Source organism: Acidaminococcus hominis (assembly GCF_900291475.1).
Classification (GTDB): Bacteria; Bacillota; Negativicutes; order Acidaminococcales; family Acidaminococcaceae; genus Acidaminococcus; species Acidaminococcus hominis.
The window spans coordinates 12722-39301 of the sequence record NZ_OLMM01000002.1; the positions used below are offsets into that span (position 1 = coordinate 12722).

Consider the following 26580-nt stretch of genomic DNA (forward strand, 5'->3'; position numbering starts at 1 on the left):
TTGGTATCCTGGGAAATGGTACCGATTTTGGCGTCCACAGGGGTCACCACCAAAGAAGTGGTGCCTTGCTGCTTCACTTCCGCTGGCCGGGTAACCAAGCCAGCATCAATGGTCTGGGCAGTGTCAGCCGCCATACCATAGGTGGTGCCACTCAGCTGAAGGCCGTTGGGATTGGTAACCAGGGTGATGAATTCTCCTGGATTCAAAGGGGGTACGGGCCAGGAGTTTGGCGGTGACGGGAACGTTGGTCAGGTTGGCCGTGCCGGTGACCGTCAGCAGAGTATCCCCTTTCACGCTGCCCTCTGGCACGTTGTAGTTCATGACCTGGAAGTAGTCCAGATTTCCTACGCGGTTGTCCAGGCTGGAAACGTTCAGGGTATTTCCGGTGCTGGTCTGCCCCAGACCGCCGAACAGGCTGTAGGTAGTTTGCAGGGGGCTGCCTTCCAGGTTCACCGTATTATTGGAAGCCTCGCCCGTTACCGCAGAACCGCCGGCAAGGTAATTGGACAGGGTGGTTAAATCCGTGGCCGTACCTTGGCTCAGGGCACTTGCTGCAGCAGAGGCCGCGCCAAATTTGCCGCCGGAAAGAATCAAGGTGTTGCCGTTGGCATTGCCGGCCGCAGAATACCCGCTGGCTACATAGGCGGTAGTGCCGCTGACGGCGGCGATTTCACCCCCGGAGATGGTCAGGGTATTCTCATTGGCATCGCCGCCCTTGGCGGTATAGCCGCCAGCCACGTAGGTCGTGCCGCCGGTTAGGCTGCCCAGGCTGCCGCCGGAAATGGCGGCGCGGTTGCCTGAGGCATTGCCGCTTTCCGTATGTCCGCCAGTTATATAGGCAATGCCGCTGGGCTCTTCTTCATCTTCTTCATCACCGGGAGCTGTGGCAATACTGCCTCCGGCAAGATTCAACGTATTGCCAGTGGCATCGCCTTTTTTGGTATAGCCGCCGGCCACATAGGGCTGGCTGTCAGCAACCATGCCGACAGTGCCGCTGAGGAAATTCAGCGTGTTGCCGCTGGCAGTTCCGCTCTTATCTGCCCAGCCGCCCGCTATGTAAGCTTTGGCGCCGCTGGCTCCAGCCATAGTGTTGGCGGAGAACGTTAACGTATTGTCCGTAACATTACCCTGACTGGCGAATCCGCCGGCCACATAGGCCTTGTTACCGGTGCCAAATTTCGTACCGGAGAGTGTCAGGGTATTGCCCTCAGCATTGCCTTTTTTATCCGAGTACCCGCCGGCTACGTAGACTTTGGCGCCCTCATCCGTGCCAAGGGTGGCCCCGGTAATGGTGGCGGTATTTTGCGATGCATTGCCTGTTACAGCATAACCACCAGCAACGTAAGTTTTGCTGCCGCCTAAGGTGCCAATGGTGACAGCTGAAATGGTCAGGGTATTGGAATCGGCATTGCCTTTTTCTATAGACATGCCGCCAGTTACGTAGGATTTGTTGCCCTCGATGGTACCGCCGGTTATGGTCAGGGTATTGGACTCCGCATCGCCGTCCACGGTAACCATACCGCCGGCGACATAGTTATTGTCAGCTTTGTTGGTGCCAATGGTGTTATTGGTAAGGGTGGCTGTATTGCCGGTAGCTTTGACGGGGACGAGGGTCTTATCATTGTCATCAGCCTGACCTACAGCAATGCCACCGGCGATGTAGTTTTTGGAGCCTGTTTCATCGTCTGCATCTGCCACTGTGCCCACTGTATTTCCAGTCATCGTCAAGGTGTTGCTGTCTGCGTTTTTCGTCCCATACCAGGCCTTACCGTATGACGCATTGATGCCGCCTGCCAGGATGATTTGCCCGCCATAGTTCGTCACAATCTTGTTATTCTGCAGATTCGCCGTATTACCAGAGACAATTCCTGAAAGTGATTCATCTACGTAATCATATAGGGCATTGGCCCCAGCCATCGCAATGGTAGAGACGGACCCGTCTGTTGGGATTTCGCTATTCGATACGGTTAAGGTATTATTTTGCAGGGCATAATAATCGGAACGGCCCCCTAGCAGTTCCACATAATCCACGATGGAACTGCCTAATGTACTATCGTCAATCGTAACGGTATTATTTTTTACGGTAACGTTGTTGCCTTCTCCCCCGTTCGCATAGCCACCATAGACATGGACCGCATCAGCATAGGTGCTTCCACTCAAGGTACCCTTCGTCAGGGTAACGCTGTTGTTGGCTACAGTGCCTGTGCCGGTGTACGTACCTGATGAGACACTCAAGTACGCGCCATATACAGAATCCCCTATAGTCCCACCATCTACGGTGACGCTGTTATTTTCCAGGTCCGCGACAGTGGTGCCGTTTATGGCATAGTACCCGCCGGCGACAACCTCACCATAGCCGCCATCTAAAATATCCACATGGTTATAGGTTACCGAACCCATTTGGAGCGCATCACCGTTTTCGCTGCTGGACGTTATAAACGCGCCGCCATAGACCTTGTTAGCCATGCCTGTGCCGGAGATGGTTACGGTGTTATCATACACGTTGCCAAACTTTGTAGTATTTCCAGCAGTGGGGAGATTTGCCTCAATGAGGCCGCCATAAACCGTGCCGTTGTTGCCAAATTGTGACTGATTGCCGCCAGCCGTGATAAAGACTTTATTATTCTTTACATCGCCGGTGGATGTAAACGAAAGGCCTTCTGCATACTGTGAGAAATAATCGTTCATAGATTGCGGTAAGTTATATTGATTATTCAACACCCCTTGGGCTCCGCCATAAATGGTACCGCCAAACTTGCCTCCATTTATATTTACCGTATTGTCAGAGACAGTACCCGTATAGGAATAACCGCCGTAAAAATTTTGTGCGACATGGTCATCATTGTCTCCCCCAAGGCTCGAAACTCCCGTAAGGGTAGCAATATTGTTCGTGGCATCCCCTGTAACGGTAAAGCCGCCAAAAACATCGTTTGTAATTCCTACCGGATAGGAAACCCTCTGAGCATTGGGCAGGTTAACATTCACCTGGTTTTGGTTCACTGTTTTGGTCATGGCTAACCCGCCTGCAAGCCAATTTGAAACAAGCGGACTGCTTCCTTCCTTTGTATTATTCAAGGTCAGAGTATTGCCTGTCACGGTTCCTGTCGTACCCGTTTCGATGGTTTCAGCATCTGAACTGGTAATGGCTGTACCCGCACTGAGCATTTCCTCAGGAATGGTAGAGCCTGCTACGGCGCCGCCTGCGACACTGTTATTGATAGTCAGGGTATTGCCGCTGGCAGTTTTCGTTTTATTCCCTACATAGATAGCGGTGGTATTCGTCTTATCGCTTACCACTTCTTCTGCCCTGGCCGGCTGGGCCGGCAGACACAGAGCCAGCAGGGCGGACAGGCCCCACAGGGTGACGCAGCCATAGCGCAGTTTTTTGCCGACGTTTCTCCTTTTCATTATTGCAGCCTCCTCTGTATGATCCCACTTCCGCTGCCCCTTGCAGTAAGTGAACTCCCCGTTGAAGCCCGGTGAAAAGGGCAGAAAACAACATATATATTGTATTATATCATGTTAGGATTGTTTAATTAGAACAGTTTATATACACTATTTAATGATACAGTTAAATGGTGCAGTGCCTGTTTTGCCGCCGCTTCCCTGGCAAGGCCTTTCCTCCATACAAAAAGACCCTGGACCGAGGTTTTTCCTTGGTTCAGGGTGTTTCGTTTCTATTTGCCTTAGGCCAGGTCGGTAACTTTGCCGTTGAGCATTTTGCCGCCCACAATGTTTAGGTTTTTGTACTGGGCCTTCAAATCTTTAATGGATTTGTCGATGCCGCTGCCGCCGGAGGTGGCAAACAGGTAGATTTTCTTGCCGGTCAGGTTGGCTGCCTCGATAAAGGTGTTGATGATTTTCGGGGCGGTGTACCACCAGATGGGGAAGCCGATATAGACAGTATCGTATTTGTCCAGGTTGGGTTTCTTGTCGGCCAGTGCAGGACGGGAGCTGGGGTCCTGGGATTCCAGGGTGCTTCTGCTCTTTTTGTCCATCCAGTTCAGGTCGGCACTGGTGTAGGCCACGGCGGGCTTGATTTCATACAGGTCGGCTTTGGCCACTTTGGCCAGTTGCTGAGCCTTATTGCGGGTAACACCGCTGGCAGAAAAATAGGTTACTACAGTACTCATGCTAAAATCTCCTTCCAATGACTAAGAATGTAGGACACAAATTGAGAAATAGATTCAAGGGAAGCCGGCGCTGGCTGGCTCCCCCGCTCCAGGCGGTCTACTGATTCATTTTGCGGCAGTGGCCCACCACTTTGCCGGTGGACAAGTACTGGTAGTTGGGGAACTCAAAGAGTACGGGGCTGATTTTGGCGTAATCAGGCTTGCCGTTTTCGTTCAGCATATCTTCTTCCACGTAGGTGTGGAGGATTTTCAGGATAAAGGTTTCAAAATTGGGGGTGTTGTACACGTCGTCCACCTGACATTCCAGCACCAGGGGGGAAGCGTCAATGACGGGGGCACCGGCCTGGCCCTTGCTCCAGGCAAAGACCTGGGATTTATCCGTATCTTTGCCGCTGACGGTGCCTACGTAGTCAGCTTTTTGCAGCAGGTCCTGGTTTACCAGGTTCAGGGTGCAAAGGCCAGCTGCATGGATACCCTTGTTGGTATAGTGGCTGGTGACGCAGGAAATGGTTACCCGGTCGTGGCCGATGATGCCCACGTGGGCCACTTCCATCCAGTTGGGTTTGCCGTCCACCAGGGCGCCGACAATGGTCACGGGAGTGGGATACAGGGCCAAGAGATTGCCTAAATCTTTTTTCATGGAAAGTTCCTCCTTAATTGGGAAGCAGTTTCAGCAGGCACAGCGCAGCCAAATCCGATACTTTCTGGGGAGAGAGCTGGATGTGGGCGCGTTCCATGGCTTCTTGCTGCTGGGTTGTAGGATACACATAGGGATACAGGCCGTATAAGAACGGAAAGAACAGATACAGGAAGTTCTCCCGGTCCTGAGGAGTCATGGCAGGAAAGAATTTTTCCAGGCTCTTCTCTACCGTGCTCAGGGTATGCTGATAGGATTTTTTGAATTCCACCAGGCATTCCAACCGGCTGTGCTCCTCGATTTCGTACAGATTCATGCACTGGATTTTAAGCAGGGTAATGCGCTTTTCCAGGGATTGGCCTACCAGTGCGGCGTATTCCTGGGCTGTCAAAGCAGGGTGCTTGGCAAAGCTTTGGGTAAGATCTGCGGTCCACAATTCATATTCTTCCTGGAGCAGGGCCAGGAAAATTTCTTCTTTGGAATGGAAATAGTTGTAGATAGAAGGCCGGGAGATGCTGGTCTCCTTGCTGATTTCTCCCAGGGTGATTTCTTGGAAGCTCAGCCGCTGGTATAGTTTCCGGCAGGCTGCTACGATTTCCTGGGGCCGCTGTTCACAGATGCTGCGGGGCATCCTGGCCATGGTACTCGCCTCCTTGAAGTTTATTTGACGTTTTGTCAGTATGAGTATAATACCATATTGACATCTTGTCAATATAAGAATAAGTGAAAACTTTAAACTAGATCAGGTAATGAAGGCTTGCTAAAAAAGTAAGGGAGAATTTGCTGAATAAGGAAGAATTACCACACTTTTCGTTGAAAAGTGTGGAGGTGTTTTTGGTAATATATGCCCCTGCGGGGAAACCGGTGAAGTGCTTTTGGGAATATCCAGGCTCCCTTCGAATAAATTGTAGTGGTGTTTTGGGGAATATATGCCCCTTCGGGGGAAACCATGGAGATGCTTTTGGAATATCCGGGCCCTCTTCGAATAAATTGTAGTGGTGTCTTGGGGAGGAATATCTGAGCCCTTCGGGGAAACTTGGGAAGGCCTGCTGCCAGGCTTTTCGACAGCGTTCAGCAGGGCCTGGGGGCCAGAGAATTCTTTTCTCCCAACAAAAAACGGCTTGTTCAGCCTGGCTGGGTGAACAAGTCGTTTTTTGGACTTTATAGCCTTTTGTATGAGGGTGTATTTGGGGGAAAGTCACGAGAAGCTGCTGCGGGCAGGGTTCCGGCTGGCTTTCCCCCGGTTTGGCTAATAAAATTTGCGTCTGGGGCAACACAAGAATTGCTTTTAGAAGCTGGGGTGTGTGCCGTCCCAGACAATGCGGCGATAGTTTTCTTTGTCGGTATCCCCTTCTGTGGAGAAGCACAGGATGCGGGAGTCTTTGGTGATGCCCAATTTGTCCCGAAGTTCATTAAGAGACGCGTTATCCAAAAGTTCAAAAACGAAGCCGCTGGTGGCAGCGCCGCTTTCGCCGGAGATGACTTTTTCGTCCCCGGGCAGAGGATTCCCCAGGATACGCATGCCTTTGGCAGCCACGTAGTCGGGCATGGAGATAAAGTGTTCGGCGTGGGCTTCCAGTTCGGCCCAGCCAATGCCGCAGGGTTCTCCGCAGGCCAGGCCAGCCATAATGGTGCTGAGACTGCCGGTCACGTTATGGAGCTTGCCGTCGTGGGCCAAAGCGGTGCGATAGATGCAGTCGGCTTTATTGGGCTCCACGATGGTGATGATGGGTTTCTGGCCCTTGTAGTAGTCGGCAAAGAAGCCGGTCAGGGCGCCGGACATGGCCCCTACCCCTGCTTGCAGGAAGATATGGGTAGGTGCCTGGGGCAGGGCTTCGGCAGCTTCCAAAGCCATGGTCAGGTATCCCTGCATGATCCAGGTGGGAATGGTTTCGTAGCCGGGCCAGGAGGTGTCCTGGACCAGGGGCCAGCCATGTTCTTCCGCCACTTTGGAAGCGTGGCGCACTGTATCGTCGTAATTCATATCGGTAATGGAAGCATCGCTGCCCAGGGCCTGGATATTATGGAGGCGTTCGGGAGCGCTGCCCTTGGGCATAAAGACTAGGCTTTTGACGCCCAGGGCGTGGGCGGTCCAAGCGATACCCCGGCCGTGGTTGCCGTCGGTAGCGGTCACAAAGGTTAAGTCCTTGATTTTGTCATGAATAGCAGGCTGCTGCAGGGTCTCGAAGGTAAGTTCTTCAATATTCAGGCCCAGTTTGTCCGCCAGGTAGCTGGCAATGCAGAAGCTGCCGCCCAGGCCCTTAAAGGCGTTGAGGCCAAAGCGTTTGCTTTCGTCCTTGACATAAAGGGCGGCGATGCCAAAATGCTGGGCTGCGGCCTTGAGCTCCACCAGGGGCGTGGGGGCGTAGCCGGGAATGCTTTGGTGAAAGTGCCGGGAGATTCTGGCCTTGTCAGCTGCGAAGGCGGCGTCATAGGCACCGGTTTCCTTGCCAGTATGGAGCAGGGTTGTTTCTTTGATGGTTTCTTGCATGGGTGGTCCTCCTTATTTAGCCAGGCGTTCCTTGACCAGTTCAGCCCAAAATTCGGCGCCGGTGGTCAGGATATCGTCGTTATAATCGAAGATGTTTTGGTGCAGGGATACATTGCCCGCGGCATTTTTACCGCTGCCCAGAAGCAGGAAGCAGCCGGGAACCTTCTTCAAAAAAGCGGCAAAGTCTTCACTGGCCATCCAGGGGTCGCAATTGCCGTTGACCTTGTCCTCCCCTACAGCAGCTTGAGCAGCCTTTACGGCGGCAGCTACGCAGGCCGGGTCATTGACCACAGGGTAGAATTCGTGGGTATAGAGAAATTCGCAGCCGGCGTGGTTCATGGCGCAGACGCCTTCCACGATTTCCCGCATCCGGCGTTCCACCAGGGCCTGGTCCTCGGGCGTGGTGGTCCGGGCATCACCGCGGACTTCAACGTGGGTGGGAATGGCGTTGTGGGCACCGTCGGTTTCGATTTCCGTGCAGGAAACCACCACGGGCCGCACAGGTGTGGCATTCCGGGACACGATGGTCTGAAGCGCCAGGTAAATTTCTGCAAAGGAGGCCAGGGGGTCATTGCCCTCGTGGGGGCTGGAAGCGTGTCCGCCCTTGCCGGTAATCTTGAAGGTGAAATCATCTTCGCTGGCGGCCATACCCCCTACCCGGGTATGCAGGGTACCGGCAGGCAGGAACGGAGCGTTGTGGAGACCGTAGATTTCTTGGATGGGAAAACGCTCGAACAGCCCGTCGTCAAGCATGGCCTGGGCGCCGTGCCCCGGTTCTTCAGCAGGCTGGAAAATGAAACGGACGGTGCCGTTGAAATTTTTCCGTTCACTGAGGAGCTTGGCGGCTCCCAGGAGAGTGACGGTGTGGCCATCGTGGCCGCAGCCGTGCATTTTGCCAGGATTCTGGGACACGTGGTCGTGCTGGCTGCACTCCTGGATGTTCAGGGCGTCCATATCGGCCCGGATGCCGATGCAGCCGGTGCCGTCCCCTACTTTCAGGGTACCTACCACGCCGGTGCCGCCAATGCCCTCTGCTACGTCAATGCCCATTCCCCGCATTTCCTCGGCCACCAGTTTGGAGGCGGTCTTTTCCTCAAAGGCGGTTTCCGGATGCTGATGGAGGTAATGCCGCCAGGCAATCAGTTGATCACGAAAAGAAAGCTTGTTGTTTGGCATAGAATCAAGTCCTTTCATTCACGTTATAAGACACAATTTTCCTCATTTTTTCTGCGAGGCTCAGCGGTGTTTAGCTAGTTGATCCACTGGGATAACCAGTGTATTCTCCTCCACTCTTCGGCTAAAATGCTTTTTATTCCTGCTATTGCTCGTCAGAACTTCTGGTCAGGTCCATTTGGGAGATGTCCCGGTCTGGCTGCCAGTAGGGTTTCTTGCCCTTGGCCCACTGGGCAGCGTAGTCCTTCAGGATATAAACCACGTACTTGGACAAGCCAATCAGAGCGATGACGTTAAAGAAAACCAGGAAGGCGCTGACAAAGTCCACCAGTTCCCAAACTACAGGCACGGGAGCTACGGCGCCTACGATAATCAGAACGCAGCACAGGAGGCGGTAGGCTTGGATGGCTTTGGGAGATTTGATCAGGTGCATCAGGTTCACTTCACCGTAGTAGATGTCGGCCAAAAGGGTGGTAAAGCCAAACAGGAACATGGCCAGGAACACAATCCAGCGGCCCACGGTGCCCAGATTGCTTTCAAAGGCTACCTGGGTCAGGGCGATACCGGTTTCGCCGGTGCCCAATTGCCCGGACAGGAGAATGCAGAAAGCAGTGCAGCTGCAAATGATGATGGTGGTGATAAAGGTGCCCAGCATGGCGGCAAAGCCCTGGTTCACAGGATGGGGCACCACGGCGGTGGCGTGCATACTGGGAGCGGTGCCGTTGCCGGCGTCATTGGAGAACAGTCCCCGGGCTACGCCATAGCGGAAGGCTTCTTTCATGGTATAGCCGGCCACGCCGCCTGCTGCAGAGTGCAGGCTGAAGGCGGATTTAAATATAGTTTCAAGCATGCCGGGCAGCATGGAAAAGTGGGTCAATACTACGTACAGGGCCATGGCCAAATAGCCCAGGGCCATAAAAGGTACAATCAGGGAAGCCACTTCGGCCAGGCGTTTGATGCCGCCAAAGATAACCAAGGCTACCAGAATCAGGAGGCAGACGCCGGCAAAAAACGGGGATACGTCCACCACGCCGGTAAGGGCTGCGGAGATGGAGTTGCTCTGGATCATGCAGTAGAAAATGCCGATGCCTATCAGGATGCTGATGGAAAACAGCACGGACAGCAGGTGATTGTGCAAACCCTTTTCCATATAATAGGCGGGACCGCCCCGGTAGGTGCCGTCGGGATTCTTTTCCCGGAACAGCTGAGCCAGTACCGCTTCGGTAAAGCTGATGGGCATACCCAGGACGGCGGTCATCCACATCCAGAAAATGGCGCCGGGACCGCCGGAAGCCAGGGCTGTGGCTACGCCTACCAGGGAACCGGTGCCCACCTGGCCGCCTACCGCTGCGCACAGGGCGCTGAAGCCGGTGACGCTGCCAGGTTCTTTGGACCCACTGGTCATGCTTTCCTTCAGATTTCCGAACAATCTAGTAAAATAACGAACTTGTGGAAAGTGAAGCTTCAAGGTGAAAAATACTCCGGTGCAAAGCAGGATGCCGGCCACCAGCCAGCCCCAGAAAATGCTGTTCAAGAAACGAATAAATTCCATAATGCTCTCTCCCCTTGCTTTTAAATAGGTTTAGCTTGGTACAAAGCGATTCTTGACTAATGCCGTATTTCACAAAACTCTTCCGGAAGTTTTCTTACAGCTTGATTATAGCCAATTATCAGAAAAAGATATACCAATCCATTGTGGCAAAATATCATTGTATTGTGCTCAAGCAGATATCATTTCCGCTATTCAATTTTAGAACATTATGTAGTATAATCATTTAAACGTTCGTTAATATAACTTGCAGGAGGTCATCTCTATGGAAGAAGATTGGTTGGTTCAGCAGCAGATTGTGGATGTGGCAGTGGATCACTCCCAACGGGAGCTGACGTCCCACGGCAGTTTTTCGTTTCCTTTTGCAGCCTACTATGACATCCTGCACAAAAAGACCCTGGGCTTTGTGAACTGGCATTGGCACAACGAATTGCAGTACTGCCTGGTGCTGGAGGGGCCAGTGACCTTTTCAGTGGATCACAGTGAGTACACTCTGGCAGCGGGCAGCGGCATTCTTATCAACGCCCGTCGTCTGCATATGGCAAGATCCCGCCGCCCGGGAAAAGGGGTTTATCTTTGTTTTGACTTCTCTCCCCGGCTGTTGAGCCTATTTAGGGGTTCGCAGCTGGAGAAAAAATACGTAAAGCCGCTGCTAGAGAATCCGGATTTTACAGCTCTGCCCCTGGAGCCAGAAATACCCTGGCAGAAGGCTATCTTGGACAAACTGCGGGTGCTGTATGCTGCCTACCGGGACCAACGCTCGGGCTATGAGCTGTCAGTGGTAAGCCTGCTGCTCCAGTGCTGGTCGCAGCTGGTAGAAAATACCCAAACTCCGGCAGTGCAAAAAACGTCCGTGCAGCGGCACCAGCTGGTAGTACGGGAAATCCTGGATTATATTGCGAAGCATTATAGCGAAAACTTCACCATGGACGATATTGGGGCAGCAGTAAACTACAGCGGGGCGGAATGCTGCCGGATGTTTAAAAGTGCCCTGAACGAAACCATTTACCAGTATTTGAATGTGTACCGGCTGGAACGAGCAGCAGAACTGCTGCGCCAAGGGAACCACAGCATCAGCCAGGTGGCCTATGAAACCGGGTTCTGCTCGGCCAGCTATTTTATCAAGTGCTTCAAAAGTCTGCTGGGGCAGACGCCTTTGCAGTACCGAAAAAACTGGGAACTGGGCGCCAGCAAGGACGGCTGCCCTCAAGAATTGGAAAAAGCGGTATAGGAAGAACAAAAAGAAGACTTACGGGCTCCTAAAGGTGAGTTCGCAAGTCTTCTTTATTTTATGACCTATTTTCCTGAATTTTATTTTTGCAGAAGTTTCTTCACTTCATCAGTGGTAAGAACCCGGCCGCTGCTGACGACTTTTTCATCCACCACCAGGGCGGGGGTGCTCATTACCCCGTAGCTGGCAATCTTGGCAAAATCGGTCACGTGCTCTACCCCATCTTGGATATGCAGGGCGTTCAGGGCTTCTTGGGTATGGTCTGCCAGTTCATGGCATTTGGCGCAGCCGCTGCCCAGAACCTTGATGCGCCCTGATGCGGGGCTAGCTGCCTTAGTTTCAGTCTTTTTTCTGGAAAATAATCCCATGGTATTGCCTCCTCCAATTTCTTTATTTATAAAATCCAGCCGTGCAGGAAGTTGAAGATGTACCCTACGGCGATGATGCCAGTGGTGCAGATGGCGGTAAAGACGCCCAGGAGCTTGGGCTTTACGGCTTTGCGCAAGAGAATCAGGGACGGCACGGACAAGGTGGTAACGCCCATCATGAAACTCAGGACGGCCCCCAGTCTGGCGCCTTTGGACAGCAGGGCTTCAGCGATGGGTATGGTGCCAAAGATGTCCGCATACATGGGGACGCCCACCAGGGTGGACAGGACCACGCCAAAGGGGTTGTCGCTGCCCAGGACGCCGGCCACCAGGTGGGCAGGAATCCAGTTGTGGATCACTGCACCGATGCCCACGCCCACTAGAATATAGGGAAAGACTTTGCGAAAGGTGCCGCTGACCTGTTCCTGTGCGTACTGGAGACGGTCCCGGGTGGTCAAGGCGGGTGCGTCTGCACCGACGCCCAGTTGGGCCTGACGGATAAAGTCTTCCACCTGGTCCTCCAGGTGCAGCCGTTCTATCAGGCTGCCGCCCAGTACGGCCACCACCAATCCCAGACCCACGTAGATTACGGCTACTTTAGGACCAAAGATGCTCATCAGAAGCACCAGACTGCCCAGATCCACCATGGGAGAGGAAATCAGGAAGGAAAAGGTCACGCCCAGAGGCAAGCCTGCGCTGGTAAAGCCCATGAACAATGGAATGGACGAGCAGGAACAAAAGGGTGTGACGGTACCCAAAAGAGCGGCGGCGCAGTTGGCCCAGACACCGTGGAACCGGGTCATGATGTTCCGGCTGCGTTCAGGGGGAAAGAAGCTCTGAATGTAGGAAATACTGAAAATCAGTACGCACAGCAGAAGGGTGATTTTGGTTACATCAAACAGAAAGAACAATAGGCTGCCGCCCAGTCGACTGTCCACCGGAACGCCGGCCTGCACCAAAAGGAGTTTGTACAGCTCCTGGAGCCAAGCCATGCCCAGGACTTGATTTTGCAGAAAAGCCCACATGGTCTACCCCTCCGTGGGTTCAGTGCCGCAAGTACAGCAGGATAACTGGGCAATGAAGGCCTGGAAATTGCGCAGGGTGGCGCAGTTCAGGGAATAGTGCTGCCACTTCCCTTCTTTCCTGGCCTGGACCAAGCCGCATTCGCACAAGATGCGCATATGGTGGGACAGGGTGGGCTGGGTAATGGAAAAGGCTTCCAGCAGCTTGCAGCCGCATTTTTCGCCGTCGGCCAGCATTTGGACAATTTGGAGCCGGTTGCTGTCGGACAGGGCTTTGCAGATTAGTGCTACGTCTATGGAATTCATAATAGTCTCCTTATACAGATTGATGATTATCTATGTGTAGGATACAGCATAGATTGATGAATGTCAATGTGTAATTAGGGCAGCGTAAGGAGCATATACGGACCCGTGTTGGAATTCGTGACCAATTTTAGGCGGAGTTTTTCGGAAGACTTGGTGCATATAAAAAACGAGGTTGTGAAAAAATAAAACTTCTATCGTCGCCTTTGGCGACACTTCCTGAGCGGTTCGCTGTTAGCCAGTCATTTTCGCCTTGCAGGCTCAATTCCTGGGCAGCTATCGCATGGGCCTTATTGACCAAACAGCCACTTGCAGAATTTGTCGGGCTGTTTGGATGCGGCCGCAAAGCGTTGAAGGAGCTGTCAGTCCGCAGGCCTGACTGAGGAAGTTTGTTAAAATGTAGCCGTAAATGTGGGGTTTAAACCTCATCCGTCGCCTTCCGGCGACACCTTCTCCACGCTGGTATGCTATGAATAAAGTAGACTGGCATATAGTTAAACCTCCTGGATTCGTTGAAAGGAGAGTATGTAAAATGTCTATATCGAAAGTCAGTGCAGAGGATAAATTAAAGGCTGTCAAAGCTGTTCTTGCTCATGAAGAATCACCAATGGTTTCTGCAAAAAGGTTAGGGGTTCACTGGAAAGCAGTACAGTATTGGGTAGATGAATATATAGGAAATGGTCCTGAGGTATTTAACAAAAGACAGGTTAAAAGTTATTCTGCTGATCTTAAGATCCAATGCGTAGAGGAATATCTTAAGGGCGAAACGACTATGTCCCAGCTGGTACAAAAATACGGATTAAAAAGTTCTCGTCAAATCAGAGACTGGTTAAAGAAGTATAATAGTCATGAGGAACTAAAAAGTTCGGGTACTGGAGGTGCCAAGATCATGACTAAAGCTAGACAAACGACCTTTGACGAGCGCGTTGAAATCGTAAAATACTGCATTGAAAACGGGAATGCTTACCATGAAACCGCTGAAAAGTTTAAGGTTTCCTACCAGCAAGTCAGAAATTACGTCTTAAAATATAATAAGTACAATACCGAAGGACTCATAGATGGGCGCGGACACAGGAAGCCAGTAGAAGTCCCTGAAGAAGCCCCTACAGAATATGAGTGTATGAAAGCTGAACTCAAACTGGCTAATGCAAAACTCAAAGCCAAGGATATGGAGATTGATTTCCTAAAAAAACTCGATATTGTGGAAAGGAGGCGGGATTCACACAAATAAGATATGGAGCCATTTATGAAGCCATTAAAGAACTGCACGCTGAAAAGAATTACCCTATTCTTGGCCTGTGCAAATTGGGAAAAGTGTCCCGGGCCGGCTACTACAAATGGCTTCATAGAGAGCCTTCAGCACGCGAAATTGACGACAAGGAAATTGCTAAAAGAATAGAAGAGATATACAAGGCTGACCCAGCTAAAGGGTACAGACGAATAGCTGATGACTTACGAGCCCCAAATAAGAAGATCTATCCTGACACGAAACCAATAGCAATTGGTGACGGTCGCGTTCTTCATCTTTGTCGAGTGATAAATATAAAGTCTACGATTAAATATGCCCCTAAGGGCTGCACCCAGCGTGCAATAGATCCTGCATACATTGCAGAAAATATCTTGAATAGGGAATTTAAAGCCGATGCCCCTAACCAGAAATGGTGTACTGACGTCTCAGAATTTCACTACTATGAGGGGGTAGTTGTGCATAAGGTATATCTGAGCGCGATTATTGACCTGTATGACAGACGAATTGTTTCCTATGTGATAAGCAACCGGAACGATAAAAATTTGGTATTCAATACCTTCAATAAGGCATTGTTGAAAAACCCTGGCGCGCATCCCCTGTTTCACTCTGACCGGGGATTCCAATACACCTGCAGGGATTTCCGCAAGATGATTCTAGATGCTGGTATGACGCAGAGTATGTCACGGATAGGAAAATGCATTGATAATGGCCCGATGGAAGGCTTCTGGGGCATGCTGAAAAGAGAACGGTACTATACTCGTGACTTCGACAGCCGTAAAGCTTTGGTAACGATGATTAATAACTACATGGAGTATTACAACAGTGGCCGTTTGCAGCGGAATTTGGGCCGTTTGACCCCTATGCAAAAACATAATAGCTACCAAATGGCGGCGTAGAGGTTTATATTATTAGGAACTGTCTACTTGACGGGGAGCACACCACGCTTGCAGAAGGCTTTCGAACCGCTACTGGTCAGCTACTAACTAATCTGTAGCATTAGTATTGGGGAGAAGTGAAACCGCTTGGACATGACCGACCCCTTCAAAGCGTTGCGCTCACATCCAAGAGCATGTCCGTGGTTCAAAATGCTCTTGGTTCATGTGAGCCATGTGATAGCATTCCAAGAAGCGAGCTCAAGGAGCGAAGCTGATTGGCACAATGCGAACCACTAAGGGGCTGTCAGCACGTAGGGCTGACTGAGGAAGTTTTGAGACATAGATACAGCTATACCGAACAATAAAAATGGCTTACGAACTAGTTTGAATTCGCAAGCCATTTTTTCACAGCCGTTTTTGCTGCTGGTTTTCCAGCGTTTGGGAGGACAGGTTATTTGGTATACTGTTCGATGACGTCCAGGAAGACGTTGGCACCGTTTTCCACGTCCTGGTCCGGCGTATATTCTTTGGGGTTATGACTAATACCATTGATGCTGGGGACGAAAATCATGGCGGTAGGACAGATTCTGGCCATCATTTGGGCGTCTTGGCCAGCGCCGGAGGTCATGCGTTTAACGGTAAGGCCGCGTTTTTTGGCTGCGGCTTCGATGGTATTGCAGATTTCTTTATCGAAGGGCACCGGGTCAAAGCAGGTCATGCGGCGGGTGGTAATTTTCACGCCGTCAGTTTGTTCCAGTTCTTTCAGATAGTTAGCCAGGGTGATTTCATCCTGATCCAGTTTGGCTTTATCGGGGTTGCGCAGGTCAACGGTGAAAACAGCCTTGGAGGGAATGACGTTTACGGCGTTGGGGCTGAAGGCAATGGTGCCTACAGTGCACACACCACCGGATTTCTCTACCAGCTGCCGGGCAAAGACGTTGACTTTGGCGGCTGCCAGGCCTGCATCCTTCCGCAGTTTGGTAGGTGTAGTACCGGCATGGTTGGCAGCACCTTCAATGGTGACCTGCTGCCAATGGATACCCTGAAGGTTTTCTACGGCGCCAATGTTGATGCCTTCTACGTCCAGAATGGGTCCTTGTTCAATGTGGAGTTCCACAAAAGCACAGGGGGTAACGAAACCGGGTTCAACGGTGCCGGCATAGCCAATGCGTTTCAGTTCGTCCCCCAGGATGGTGCCGTCAGTGCCTACGGCAGCCAGGGCTTCTTTGGCGCTCATGCCACCGGCGTACACCAAAGATCCCATCATATCCGGGGTATAGCGGACACCTTCTTCGTTGGTGAAGACGCCTACAATCAGGGGGCGTTTGGTCTTTACATTATTTTCTTTCAGGGTACGGATGGCTTCCAGGCCGGAGAGTACGCCCAGGCAGCCGTCATATTGGCCGGCGTTGATGACGGTATCAATATGGGAGCCTACCATAAAGGGCTGCTCTGTTTTGTTTTCGGGGGTTTCCCAAATACCAAAGATGTTCCCGATGTGGTCCACCACTACTTTCAGGTCCAGTTCCTTCATCAGGGAAACCACATAGTCCCTGCCTGCTTTGTTGGTGTCCGAGGCTGCCAGGCGGGTACGCTTGCCTTCCGCATCGATGCCGATCTTGCCCAGGGTGAAAATTGTGTCTAAAAGCCGTTTGCCATTGATATTCATAGTATTTTCCTCCTTGTACTGCAAGCTTGTTTGTTGCCTTTATTATAGGTTTTCGGCGGGGTTAGAGATACCCGGATTTCAGCGAAAAATATCGCTATTTTGCGTTATGCCCTGTACAGGCAGGCGATGGTTTGTTATACTGAAAGCAAGCAGACAGCGAATTAATGCTGTAAAGTACTGCGCAATGGTTCATAAATTATCAAAATATACAGTCTGCAATGCCTTGGAGGTGATCCCATGCAGATTTATGATATCCCTTTGGATGCCGGGCAGCGGGAGATAACGCGGCCGGGTACTCCGGATTTTCCCCTGGCCATCTACTATTCGGTGCTGAGCCAGAATGTGCTTGGCTACACGCCTCTCCACTGGAACGAGGAACTTCAGTTCTGTCTGGTGGTACGGGGTCAGGTATTGTTTTTTGTCAATGAAGAACGGTTTGTACTGAGCAAGGGGGAAGGCCTTTTCATCAACTCGGGCTATCTGCACATGGCCCGGCCGGTGAAGGACCCGGACAGTTCCTACATTTGCCTGGATATTGCGCCCCAGCTGCTCAGCGGTTTTGCCGGCTCGGTGATGGAGCAGAAATACCTGCTGCCTGCGCTGGCCGACCCCACACTGGTTTACCAGGTGCTGCAGCGGCAGGTGCCCTGGGAACGGGAACTGCTGGACCAGATTGAGCAGGTGTATCAGCTCAGCGAGGAAAAGCCCGAAGCCTATGAGCTGCTGATTTTGTCCCGGCTGTACGTTCTGGTGGCGGGGATTTTGGCACACCGGACGGCACGACAGAATGGGCTGCGCCGCACCCACGCCAATGGGGCCATCCAGAAGATGCTCAGCTACATGGCAGCCCACTACGGGGAAAAGGTGACACTGGCGGAGCTGTCGGATTATGCATCCTATACGGAAAGTGAGTGCTGCCGGATTTTCAAGCGCTTCACCGGAGAATCGATTTTCTCCTACCTGCGCAATTTCCGGCTGGAACAAAGCATTCCCCGACTGCTGAATACGGATGAACCCATCAGCGATATTGCCTATGGCTGCGGTTTCAGTTCCACCAGCTACTATATTGATATATTCAAGAAGCAGTTTGGCATCACGCCCCTGCAATACCGGAAAAATCCTCCGGAGGCGCAGCTGGTAACAGTGTCCGGTCACAAGGAAAATCCGGGCAAAGGACCTGGAACCGGCGAGAAAGCCCCCTCCCCTGCCGCAGCTGCCCCTAAGGAGGAGGTATGATTCTCAATACGGGCAGCCGGACTGATATTCCAGCATTCTACAGCAATTGGTTCTACAACCGGCTGGAAGCAGGCTATGTGCTGGCCCGAAATCCCTACAATCCCAGCCAGATTACCCGGTACGAACTGCGGCCGGAGCTGATTGACTGTATTGTGTTCTGCACCAAGAATCCTCGGCCCATGTTTGAGCGCTGGAAGGAGCTAGAAGCGTACAAGACCTTTTGGCACGTGACGCTGACTCCCTATGGCCGGGAAATAGAGCCTCGGCTGCCGGACAAGAAGCAGATTATGCTGAGCTTCCGGGAATTGTCCAAGCGGGTAGGACCGGACTGCATTGGCTGGCGGTATGATCCGATTTTCCTTTTGGGGCGTTACACCCCAGAGTTCCATCTGAAGGCGTTCAAGTTTATGGCAGAGCGTTTCAAGGGGTATACCCACCAGGTGGTAATCAGTTTTATCGACCTATATGAAAAGACCAAGCGGAACTTTCCCCAGGTCCAGGCAGTGCCTGCGGCCCAGCAGCAAGAGCTGACCCGGGCCCTGGCGGCCATTGCCAAGGATAATGGAATGAAGCTGTACCTGTGTCTGGAGTCCCCTGCCCTGGCTGGAGACAATGTGGACACCACTGGCTGTTTGTCCCAGGCAGTGCTGGAGCGAGCCCTGGGCTGCCGGTTAAATGTACCCAAGGGCAAGCCGGCCCGGGAAGGGTGCAATTGTCTTTTGGGTGCCGATATTGGGGCGTACAACACCTGCCCCCATTGCTGCATCTATTGTTATGCCAATTACGACCGGGAAGGCGTGCTGCGAAATTGGAAGCGGCACGACCCCTACTCTGCCCTGCTGATTGGTCACAAGGAGGAAGGGGACCGGGTGCACCAGGCGGAACAGAAAAGCTGGCTGGATACAGAAATCAGTTTGTTTTAAGCAAAGAAATTGGAAAAGGCAGTCCCCCAGTGGAGAATTTGCACTGGGGGGCTGCCTTTTTGCCAGAAAGCTTTCTGAAAATATCTAAACTGCTGTATTTGTATGCTAATTTGTATTCATAAATAAACTTAAATATGGTAAAATTAAGTATTGTCTGTTTTCAAGTCGGTATCCGTAAAAAAGCGGCAGGAACAGGCATTGATTTATCTATATTTTACGGTAGAGGGGAAATGTTGTTATGCCAATTGGAGTTATTATCAATGCGCTGGCGGTGGTCATCGGGGGCCTTTTGGGCAATGTGGCGGGCCAGCGGCTCAGCGACACGTTCAAGGAAAAGCTGACCACGATTTTTGGTGCCTGTGCCATGACCATGGGCATCGGTTCCATGATGAAGATGCAGAATATGCCGGTGGTAATCCTGGCGGTAATTGCCGGAACCATTATTGGCCTGAATATCCGGCTGGACGGAAAAATTACGGCAGGAGCCCGGCAGCTGGAGAAGATGATTACGAAAATTACGGGACCTCGGACCCAGGACAGCGACAGTGACCTGAGCCGCAGCGATTATGAAAGTATGCTGATTACCATGATTGTACTGTTTTGTGCCAGCGGAACGGGCATCTACGGCAGCATGGTATCCGGGATGACCGGGGACCACAGCATTCTCATTGCCAAATCCATTATGGACCTGCCCACGTCCATGCTGTTTGCCTGTGAACTGGGAATTATCGTCAGCTTTATCGCCATTCCCCAGTGCTTGATTTTTCTTTGCCTGTTCTTTATGGCCAACGCCATTTTCCCCTACTGTACACCTACCATGATTGGGGATTTTACCGCCTGCGGCGGAGTGCTGCTACTGGCAACAGGCTTTAGAATGATCAACGTAAAACAGTTCCCCATTGCGGATATGATTCCGGCAATGGTAGTGGTAATGCCCATTTCGGCCTTTTGGACCAGTGTGGTGCTGCAATACGTGAAATAAAAACGAATTAAAAAACGGAACTGTAAAAAAACGGCTTGCGAGCTCAAAAGAGTTCGCAAGCCGTTTTTGATTGTTATGGCCGTATCCAAGGCTCAAAACTTCCTCAGTCAGTCCTGCGGACTGACAGCCCCTCCACGCTTGGATGGGCCGGTCTTAGGCCTATACTGGTCATGTGCAAAACGGGTTTTGAGATGAAATCACGGTATGTAAAGACTAGCATTACCCTTCTCTGTCACTTTGACCAGTAGAGGCATAGAATGCTTCCTGAGTGGTTCGCCGTACCCCGTTCCCCTTCACCCTGCGGGTTCGGCTCACGGACGGCTATCACATAGGTCGCATATACCAAATGTCCTCGGGGAACTGCATTGACATTTGGATGCGACCGTAAAGCGTGTAGGAAGTGTCGCCGCAGGCGACGATAGAAGTTTCATTTTTTTCATACCCCCGCAAACAAACTTTCCCAGCACAATCGCCAAGTCACGCTGCACCTGCCAAGTCGCCCAAAGGGTTCGTATATTCTAAAAAAGCACCGCACATTTTCGCAGAAAGTGTAGGACGTCCTCAAATTTCATTAGCACCTACAGTTTCTGCCCCGCCTACAGCAGCTTTTCATTTCTAGAGAAATTCTCCCAGCCCAATTATTCGCTGTCTTTCGCAGAAAGTGTAGGGTGCACTTGTGCCTTTCGCAGTACTAACTCCAGTTTGCAGAGTGACTCTTTTGGCGGCTTGGCCGCCCATATATTCTTAAAAACACCTCTACACTTTCGTAGAAAGTGTAGGAAGTCATCAATTCCCATTAACAACTACAGTTTCTGCCTTGCCTACAGCAGCTTTTCATTTCTATGGAAAAGTCTACTCTACAGTTATTCACTGAAGTGTGCTACCCAGGTCTTACAGGAATGCAGGACTTTATTGGGGTCATCGGGGGTGCCGATCATGGGATGGTTTTTGTCCAGAGCTCTCAGGCTTTCCATTTCTTCCGGGGTAAGGGCAAAGTCAAAGAGGGCAAAGTTCTCCCGGATGCGCTCTGCGTGGGTGGATTTGGGGATAACAATGACGTCATTTTGGATCAGGTACCGGAGGGCAATCTGGGCGGGGCTTTTATGGTATTTGGCGGCCAGGGCTGCAACAGCAGGCTCGGTGAACATTTCCTTGGCCCGCTGCTGGCCCAGGGGTGCGTAGGCCATATGGGCTACACCGTACTGGTCTTCCCATTTATGGTGCTCCTGGCGCTGGCAGTACAGGTGGGTTTCAATCTGGTTCACGGCGGGGACTACCTTGTTGTAGGAAATCAGGTCCACCAGTCGGTCAGGGTTAAAATTGGAAACGCCAATGGCCCGGATTACGCCAACCTGATACAGTTTTTCCAGATCCTGCCAGGCTTTGTAGTAGTTGGCAAAGGGCCAGTGCAGCAGCACCAGGTCCAGGTAATCGGTGCCCAATTTCTTCAGGGAAGCAGCTACGGAGTCCACGGTGTGTTCGTAGTCTTTGAAACTGATTTTGGTCACCAGGAAAATCTCCTGCCGATTCACCCCGCTTTTGCGGATGGCCTCTCCCACCTGGTCTTCATTTTCGTAAAGGGTAGCGGTATCGATGAGCCGATAGCCGCACTGGAGAGCAGTTTCTACGGAACGGGCACATTCGTCCCCAGCGGTTTGATAAGTGCCAAAGCCCAACAGAGGCATTTCAACGCCATTATTTAATGTACATGTTTTCATTATAATCACCTGTCTTGACATAACACTGAAACTTTTGTAATATAATTTAATCTATATATACTTTATTTTCATACCCGCCCATTCATGCGCTTGGCCAAGGGGACCAAGCTGGGAGATACGGTGGTCCGGAGGTACTTGACATCCAAGCCGTGGGGAGCCAGCCGGTACCGATCCAAGCCATCGGCATCTTTGAAAATTTGGTACAGCAGCACGGCATTTTTCAGGCCGCTTTTTTTCGCCTGGGCAATGCCTTCTGCATCGGGATGGTCATGATAGGCCATTACGAGAGCTGTCCTAGGGTCGTAGTCCAGGTGATGTTCCTGGCAGAATTCTTTATAATGAACTGCTGCCCGTCCACCGTGGCCTACGTCGTAGGAATCATCGTGACGCCGGGTATCATGAAAAATAGCAGCATGGCACAGGGCTTCCCGGTCCTTTTTATCCAGGCCCAGTTTGTGGGCCATAAGCAGGGCAAAGAGAAGCACCCTTTCGGCATGCTCTTTGGTATGTATAACGCTGGTGGTCAGGGCAAAGTCTACATGATCCCACATATATTTTTCCCAAACCGTAAATTCTGGCTCAATGGCGGGCCAGTCTTTCAGATTTCTTACCCATTTTCTATCCATGCAAAATCCACCTTCATTCAAATTCTATTGAATCAACGGTCTTTCCGGTAAAATTTTACCATAGCCGCTGCGTGCTATGCACTTTTTTATTGTACCGCAGGGAATATTCTAGTGCAAGCTTAGGGGGCAGTACCACTAGATATTCTGTATTTCACCATTTTATGTTAACTTAGCACTAACATTTAGGTGTGTCTAATCTTTTAGCACCTTTCAAGTTTTGCATACAAATTAATATATGTTTAATGACTGAATCCCCTTCTCCGGGCTTGTATCAGCGATTTTACTATGCCAAACTTGTTATTATCTCAGATAAAATTTACACAAAAGGTTAAATTGGTGCTAAGATACACATAAGGAATTGGAATCAATACAAGTTCTAAGAAAGAAGGGTTCTTACCATGAAATACTCTACTCGTCTAAGTGATGCAATCCACATTTTAGCCTTTATCGTAATCCACAGAGAACAATTACCTGGCAACATGGGTATGCGCCTTGCCAGCAGCGACATTGCGGCAAGCATTCACACTAACCCATCCTTCGTACGGCAATTGATGATGAAATTGAAACACGGCGGCCTGCTGCTGGGTGAACAAGGGGTTGCCAACCCCAGATTGACCCGTGCTCCCCAAGACATTACCCTGCATGACATTTACAAAGCAGTGGAAGGCGAAAAGCCCCTGCTCCACCTGAACAAGGACATCAATGCAGAATGCCAAGTGGGTACCAAGATTCAGATGGCTCTCCAAGATGCTTACGATGAAGTGCAAAACGCAGCTGAAGCCAAGATGAAAAACATTTCCTTGCAGGATATTTTGGACAGCTACAGTATGTATGCTACCAATTCTGAATCCAAGGAAATGATTTCCTGAGACTGACCCCACCGTAACCAAATAAACTGTACCAATCAGGGAGAAGTTCTTCCCCACCTGCAATTATAGGGCGAAACAGAGCTGGGACAAAATGTCACCCAGCGCGCCATCCAGACCGATAGACTTATCGGCCAAGGCAGGGGGCAGGAAGATTTCTCCCTGATTTATTGCTATGTAAACGGCTTTGTCCTCGTTTTGGGCCAGCTGCATCAGGGGACCTTTCAGCAGCTGATCCTGCCAGCCGATACCCAGCTCTAAGATGACCAGCCGGGTGCCGCTGAAATTGTGGATAAAGCGGCTGAGGCCCAGGGACCCGCTGGTGTTGGGAATAAAGTATTCGTCCCTATTCATATGTACCTGCATAGGAGCGCCGCACCGGGGACACCGAGGCAGCAGTTCCTGGGGCAGGGTACCATCCGGAGAACTGGCGGCCAGCAGCTTGTCCACCAGGGGCGGCGTGGGGTATAATTCCTCATGACAGGCCCGGGAGCACTGCATGGTCAGCCAGTTCCCTTCTATTTCGTCAAGATTCTTGGGGAAAAAGCCGGCTTTTTCCAGGTGTCCGTCCCCATTGGTGGTCATAATAAAGTGGTCTTGGTAGCCCACCAGGTCTTTCAGATCCTTCATCAGGGTACTGGGGCTGTACTGGTTGTAGTACAGGTCAATCAAACGGCACCAGAACTGCCACTTGGCCTGCTCATTGGGCCAGGGATAGTTCATACCCTGGGAAAGGTTCCCAATGCCATACTTCTTCTGGAAATCGCCAAAATGGTGCTGAAATTCTTTGTCCGCAGCGTACAGGTGCAGACCTTCTGCTTCGGCAAAGCCGCTGGAGATGCCCACCAATACGCCGTCGGCGTTTTTGATGGCCTGGGCGGCCCTTTGCAGTTTATCCATAGGTTCACCCTCTTTCCAAATTGGGAAAAACATAAAAAAATTTTAACCTGTTACTTCTATTTGGACCTTTCAAAGGTTCGTAATCTGTATGGTCTATTTTATCATCTAAAGGGAGGGAAGGATACCATGTCCCGGGTTTTGGACGAAGCTTTGATCTATGAAATCCTGTCGGTGGTGTCAGAAATTCCGGAGGGACGGGTGGCTACCTATGGACAGATAGCGGCCCTGATTGGCCGGGAGAAAAATGCCCGGCTGGTAGGCAAAGTGCTATCCCGGGCAGAGTACTACGGCCATTATCCCTGCCACCGGGTGGTCAATGCAGCAGGACGCACGGCTCCCCATTTTACCGAGCAGCGCTCGCGGCTGGAAGCAGAAGGCGTGGAGTTCAAAAGCAACGGCTGCGTGGATATGAAGCGTTTTCGTTGGGACGAATAGGAATTTACATAACTCTGTGAAACAACGCTCTAAACGCAAATTTGGGGCTGTGGAAAGGTGTTTTTGTGTACCGCTCAGAGTTCCATGGGTTTTTATGTTTGTTATGCGCTGAATGGATAGCAAAATTGGCAGCTGAGAAATGTACTCTCCCCTGCTCTATCTGGAAGTACACAGGAAGAAAGTGAAACAAGGAGCTGTCAGCCTATAGTGCTGACTGAGGAAGTTCCGAGGTTCGAATATTACTACACAAACAACGTTAAGAACGGCTTGCGAACTCAAACAAGTTCGCAAGCCGTTTTTCACACTCCCTTGTTTTATTATCGTCAGCTTGAGAGTCTTGACTGTGGTGCCAAAAGCTTCTCAGAAGGCGTAAGGGGAACAGAAGAATGCAAAATTTGTTGTAAAGTTATGTATACATTTTCCGTATACGGGTTAACAAATGGTGTGTTTTTAGGGCTCTCGAAGTGAAAAAGCAAAGGATTTAATATGTGTCAAATATGTGAATTAACTGGTTTTGAGAAAAACTTAGGCAGGTCATTGCAAATCGATATGTAGATGAAAATGGACAAATTGGGGAACAAACCAGCAATTTAAGTTATCGAATTTTTGTAATTACAAGATTATTTACTGGAAATTTTGTAAATTAATATAAAACTTCTATAGAATGGATATTTTATACGTTGTATATGGCTGAAGGTTAATTTTTGCTTTTTGTCGTGAATTTAACAAGCATTTGTTAAATTCACATTTAGGTATAGTACGTGAATGGAAGCGGTCAAAATAGTTTACCGTATAATGCCGGACCAAGCTGCAAACGCTGGCCGGGTGCCAGGCTTCGCCCCTGCTGCGTTCTTTGGCCCCACAGGCAGAGATGCAGCAGCCGCTTTTTTGCATAAATTTAACGGGAAGTGCACCAGGCACTTCCCGTTTCGCTTTTTATATACTGGCTCCTACTCTCTTTGGAGTCTGTAGTATTTTTTCTTGCCTTTGCGCAGGAGGACGCTGTCTTTGCCGGCAAAGAGCTCAGGGGTAACCTGGGTTTCTACGTCGGTAATTTTCACGTCGTCAATGCTCAGACCGTTTTGCTGCATCAGCCGGCGGCCTTCACTCTTGGTGGCGATGACTTTGCGTTCTGCCAAAAGGTCCAGGAGTTTGGTGCCCAGGAGGTCATCGGTAACGGTGATGGTGGGTACGTTGTCCATATTGCCGCCGTTGCTGAACAGGGCTTCTGCAGCACTCTTGGCTTTCTTGGCTTCTTCTTCACCGTGGACCAGTTTGGTCACTTCGTAGGCCAGGACCACTTTGGCTTCGTTAATGGCGGAGCCTTCCAGGTGGCTCAGGCGGCGTACTTCGTCCATGGGCAGGAAGGTAAGCAGGCTCAGGCACTTCTCTACATCGGCGTCGTCGATGTTTCTCCAGTATTGGTAGAAATCGTAGGGGGAGAATTTCTCCGGATCCAACCATACGGCGCCGCCTACGGTCTTACCCATTTTCTGGCCCTGGCTGTTGGTCAGCAGGGTGTTGGTCATGCAGTAGGCCGGCTGACGGTCCTTCCGGCGGATCAGTTCCACGCCGGCAATCATGTTGGACCATTGGTCGTCGCCGCCCAGTTCCATGACACAGTTATATTTCTTGTGCAGGGTATAGAAGTCATAGGCCTGCATAATCATGTAGTTCATTTCAAAGAAGGACAGTCCGGTGTCGCTGGCCAGTCTGTTCTTGTAGCAGTCAGCTGCCAGCATACGGTTTACGGAGAAATGGACGCCCACGGAACGCAGCATATCCACGTAGTTTAACTTCAGCAGCCAGTCGGCATTATTGGCCACAATGGCTTTACCGTCGGACAGGTCAATAAACCGGGCAATTTGCTTTTTGAAACATTCAATGTTGTGCTGAATGAATTCGGGGGTCAGCATCTTACGCATTTCGTTCTTGCCGCTGGGGTCCCCTACCATTCCGGTACCGCCGCCCAACAGGACGATGGGACGATGGCCAGCCCGCTGCATATGTGCCATTACCATCAAGGCAATAAAATGACCTACGTGCAGGCTATCTGCGGTGGGGTCAAAACCAATATAGAATGTGATTTTTTCCTTTTCCAGCAGTTCCCGGATTTCATCTTCATGGGACATCTGTTTCAGATATCCCCGTTCCTTCAATACGTCTAAAACGCTCACCAAACTTCCTCCTTATT

23 protein-coding genes are annotated in these 26580 nt (G+C 51.0%); 8 read left to right on the plus strand and 15 right to left on the minus strand.

Features of this window, described 5'->3' with window-relative positions; all coding sequences use genetic code 11:
• Window positions 1–123: 123 nt before the first annotated feature.
• From C7E10_RS01090 to C7E10_RS01120, 7 genes are all read right to left on the minus strand, one after another.
• A complete protein-coding gene (locus C7E10_RS01090) occupies window positions 124–3408 on the minus strand; it encodes a beta strand repeat-containing protein (protein ID WP_105325549.1) in 3285 nt (1094 codons plus the stop codon).
• Between the two features lie 278 nt (window positions 3409–3686).
• The gene (locus C7E10_RS01095) at window positions 3687–4133 is read right to left on the minus strand and encodes a flavodoxin (protein WP_105325550.1); all 447 of its coding nucleotides are present in this window, start codon (window positions 4131–4133) and stop codon (window positions 3687–3689) included.
• Window positions 4134–4230: 97 nt separating this feature from the next.
• A complete protein-coding gene (locus C7E10_RS01100; protein ID WP_105325551.1) occupies window positions 4231–4773 on the minus strand; it encodes a flavin reductase family protein in 543 nt (180 codons plus the stop codon).
• Between the two features lie 13 nt (window positions 4774–4786).
• Window positions 4787–5410, minus strand: a complete 624-nt coding sequence (locus C7E10_RS01105) for a TetR/AcrR family transcriptional regulator (RefSeq protein WP_105325552.1) — start codon at window positions 5408–5410, stop codon at window positions 4787–4789.
• A 648-nt stretch (window positions 5411–6058) separates the two neighbouring features.
• On the minus strand, window positions 6059–7261 hold the full coding sequence (gene dpaL / locus C7E10_RS01110; RefSeq protein ID WP_105325553.1) for a diaminopropionate ammonia-lyase: 1203 nt from the start codon (window positions 7259–7261) through the stop codon (window positions 6059–6061).
• A 12-nt stretch (window positions 7262–7273) separates the two neighbouring features.
• Window positions 7274–8437 carry an amidohydrolase gene (locus C7E10_RS01115; protein WP_105325750.1) on the minus strand — a complete coding sequence of 388 codons (1164 nt, stop codon included), beginning with the start codon at window positions 8435–8437 and terminating at the stop codon, window positions 7274–7276.
• 142 nt (window positions 8438–8579) lie between these two features.
• Window positions 8580–9986 carry an alanine/glycine:cation symporter family protein gene (locus C7E10_RS01120; protein ID WP_105325554.1) on the minus strand — a complete coding sequence of 469 codons (1407 nt, stop codon included), beginning with the start codon at window positions 9984–9986 and terminating at the stop codon, window positions 8580–8582.
• A 262-nt stretch (window positions 9987–10248) separates the two neighbouring features.
• On the opposite strand from C7E10_RS01120, the gene C7E10_RS01125 reads away from it, so the two are divergent.
• Window positions 10249–11214, plus strand: a complete 966-nt coding sequence (locus C7E10_RS01125; RefSeq protein ID WP_105325555.1) for an AraC family transcriptional regulator — start codon at window positions 10249–10251, stop codon at window positions 11212–11214.
• A gap of 80 nt (window positions 11215–11294) precedes the next feature.
• Here C7E10_RS01125 and C7E10_RS01130 read toward each other — a convergent pair whose 3' ends face one another.
• Genes C7E10_RS01130 through C7E10_RS01140 form a run of 3 tightly spaced genes read right to left on the minus strand, consistent with a single transcriptional unit; the run spans window position 11295 to window position 12910 of the window.
• On the minus strand, window positions 11295–11582 hold the full coding sequence (locus C7E10_RS01130; RefSeq protein WP_105325556.1) for a thioredoxin family protein: 288 nt from the start codon (window positions 11580–11582) through the stop codon (window positions 11295–11297).
• 26 nt (window positions 11583–11608) lie between these two features.
• On the minus strand, window positions 11609–12607 hold the full coding sequence (locus tag C7E10_RS01135; RefSeq protein WP_105325557.1) for a permease: 999 nt from the start codon (window positions 12605–12607) through the stop codon (window positions 11609–11611).
• A 3-nt stretch (window positions 12608–12610) separates the two neighbouring features.
• On the minus strand, window positions 12611–12910 hold the full coding sequence (locus C7E10_RS01140) for an ArsR/SmtB family transcription factor (RefSeq protein ID WP_105325558.1): 300 nt from the start codon (window positions 12908–12910) through the stop codon (window positions 12611–12613).
• Window positions 12911–13376: 466 nt separating this feature from the next.
• Here C7E10_RS01140 and C7E10_RS01145 point away from each other — a divergent pair, with 466 nt between their 5' ends.
• Both C7E10_RS01145 and C7E10_RS01150 read left to right on the plus strand, forming a co-directional pair.
• Window positions 13377–14138: a helix-turn-helix domain-containing protein gene (locus tag C7E10_RS01145; RefSeq protein WP_105325742.1), complete on the plus strand. Its 762-nt coding sequence runs from the start codon at window positions 13377–13379 to the stop codon at window positions 14136–14138.
• Between the two features lie 23 nt (window positions 14139–14161).
• Window positions 14162–15052: an IS3 family transposase gene (locus C7E10_RS01150; RefSeq protein ID WP_255419934.1), complete on the plus strand. Its 891-nt coding sequence runs from the start codon at window positions 14162–14164 to the stop codon at window positions 15050–15052.
• Between the two features lie 430 nt (window positions 15053–15482).
• Here C7E10_RS01150 and C7E10_RS01155 read toward each other — a convergent pair whose 3' ends face one another.
• A complete protein-coding gene (locus tag C7E10_RS01155; RefSeq protein WP_105325560.1) occupies window positions 15483–16700 on the minus strand; it encodes a Zn-dependent hydrolase in 1218 nt (405 codons plus the stop codon).
• Window positions 16701–16937: 237 nt separating this feature from the next.
• Between C7E10_RS01155 and C7E10_RS01160 the strand changes: the two genes are divergently transcribed.
• The 3 genes from C7E10_RS01160 (at window position 16938) to C7E10_RS01170 (ending at window position 19841) form a co-directional block, all read left to right on the plus strand.
• Window positions 16938–17936, plus strand: a complete 999-nt coding sequence (locus C7E10_RS01160) for an AraC family transcriptional regulator (RefSeq protein WP_105325561.1) — start codon at window positions 16938–16940, stop codon at window positions 17934–17936.
• Entirely contained in the window at window positions 17933–18859 is a 927-nt protein-coding gene (locus tag C7E10_RS01165) for a DUF1848 domain-containing protein (protein ID WP_105325562.1), read from the plus strand. Before C7E10_RS01160 ends, C7E10_RS01165 begins: the two co-directional genes overlap by 4 nt.
• Window positions 18860–19097: 238 nt before the next feature.
• Window positions 19098–19841, plus strand: a complete 744-nt coding sequence (locus C7E10_RS01170; protein WP_105325563.1) for a DUF554 domain-containing protein — start codon at window positions 19098–19100, stop codon at window positions 19839–19841.
• Window positions 19842–20704: 863 nt separating this feature from the next.
• Here C7E10_RS01170 and C7E10_RS01175 read toward each other — a convergent pair.
• A complete protein-coding gene (locus tag C7E10_RS01175) occupies window positions 20705–21559 on the minus strand; it encodes an aldo/keto reductase (protein ID WP_105325564.1) in 855 nt (284 codons plus the stop codon).
• Window positions 21560–21627: 68 nt separating this feature from the next.
• A complete protein-coding gene (locus C7E10_RS01180; protein WP_105325565.1) occupies window positions 21628–22185 on the minus strand; it encodes an HD domain-containing protein in 558 nt (185 codons plus the stop codon).
• Window positions 22186–22583: 398 nt separating this feature from the next.
• Here C7E10_RS01180 and C7E10_RS01185 point away from each other — a divergent pair, with 398 nt between their 5' ends.
• Window positions 22584–23054 (plus strand): Rrf2 family transcriptional regulator, encoded by a 471-nt coding sequence (locus C7E10_RS01185; protein WP_105325566.1) that lies wholly within the window; start codon window positions 22584–22586, stop codon window positions 23052–23054.
• 63 nt (window positions 23055–23117) lie between these two features.
• Here the strand turns inward: C7E10_RS01185 and C7E10_RS01190 are convergent, their stop codons facing one another.
• Window positions 23118–23951, minus strand: coding sequence for an SIR2 family NAD-dependent protein deacylase (locus tag C7E10_RS01190; protein WP_105325567.1), 834 nt, complete (start codon window positions 23949–23951; stop codon window positions 23118–23120).
• 126 nt (window positions 23952–24077) lie between these two features.
• On the opposite strand from C7E10_RS01190, the gene C7E10_RS01195 reads away from it, so the two are divergent.
• A complete protein-coding gene (locus C7E10_RS01195; protein ID WP_105325568.1) occupies window positions 24078–24386 on the plus strand; it encodes an MGMT family protein in 309 nt (102 codons plus the stop codon).
• 950 nt (window positions 24387–25336) lie between these two features.
• Here C7E10_RS01195 and tyrS read toward each other — a convergent pair.
• Entirely contained in the window at window positions 25337–26566 is a 1230-nt protein-coding gene (gene tyrS / locus C7E10_RS01200) for a tyrosine--tRNA ligase (RefSeq protein ID WP_160101771.1), read from the minus strand.
• Window positions 26567–26580: the final 14 nt, after the last annotated feature.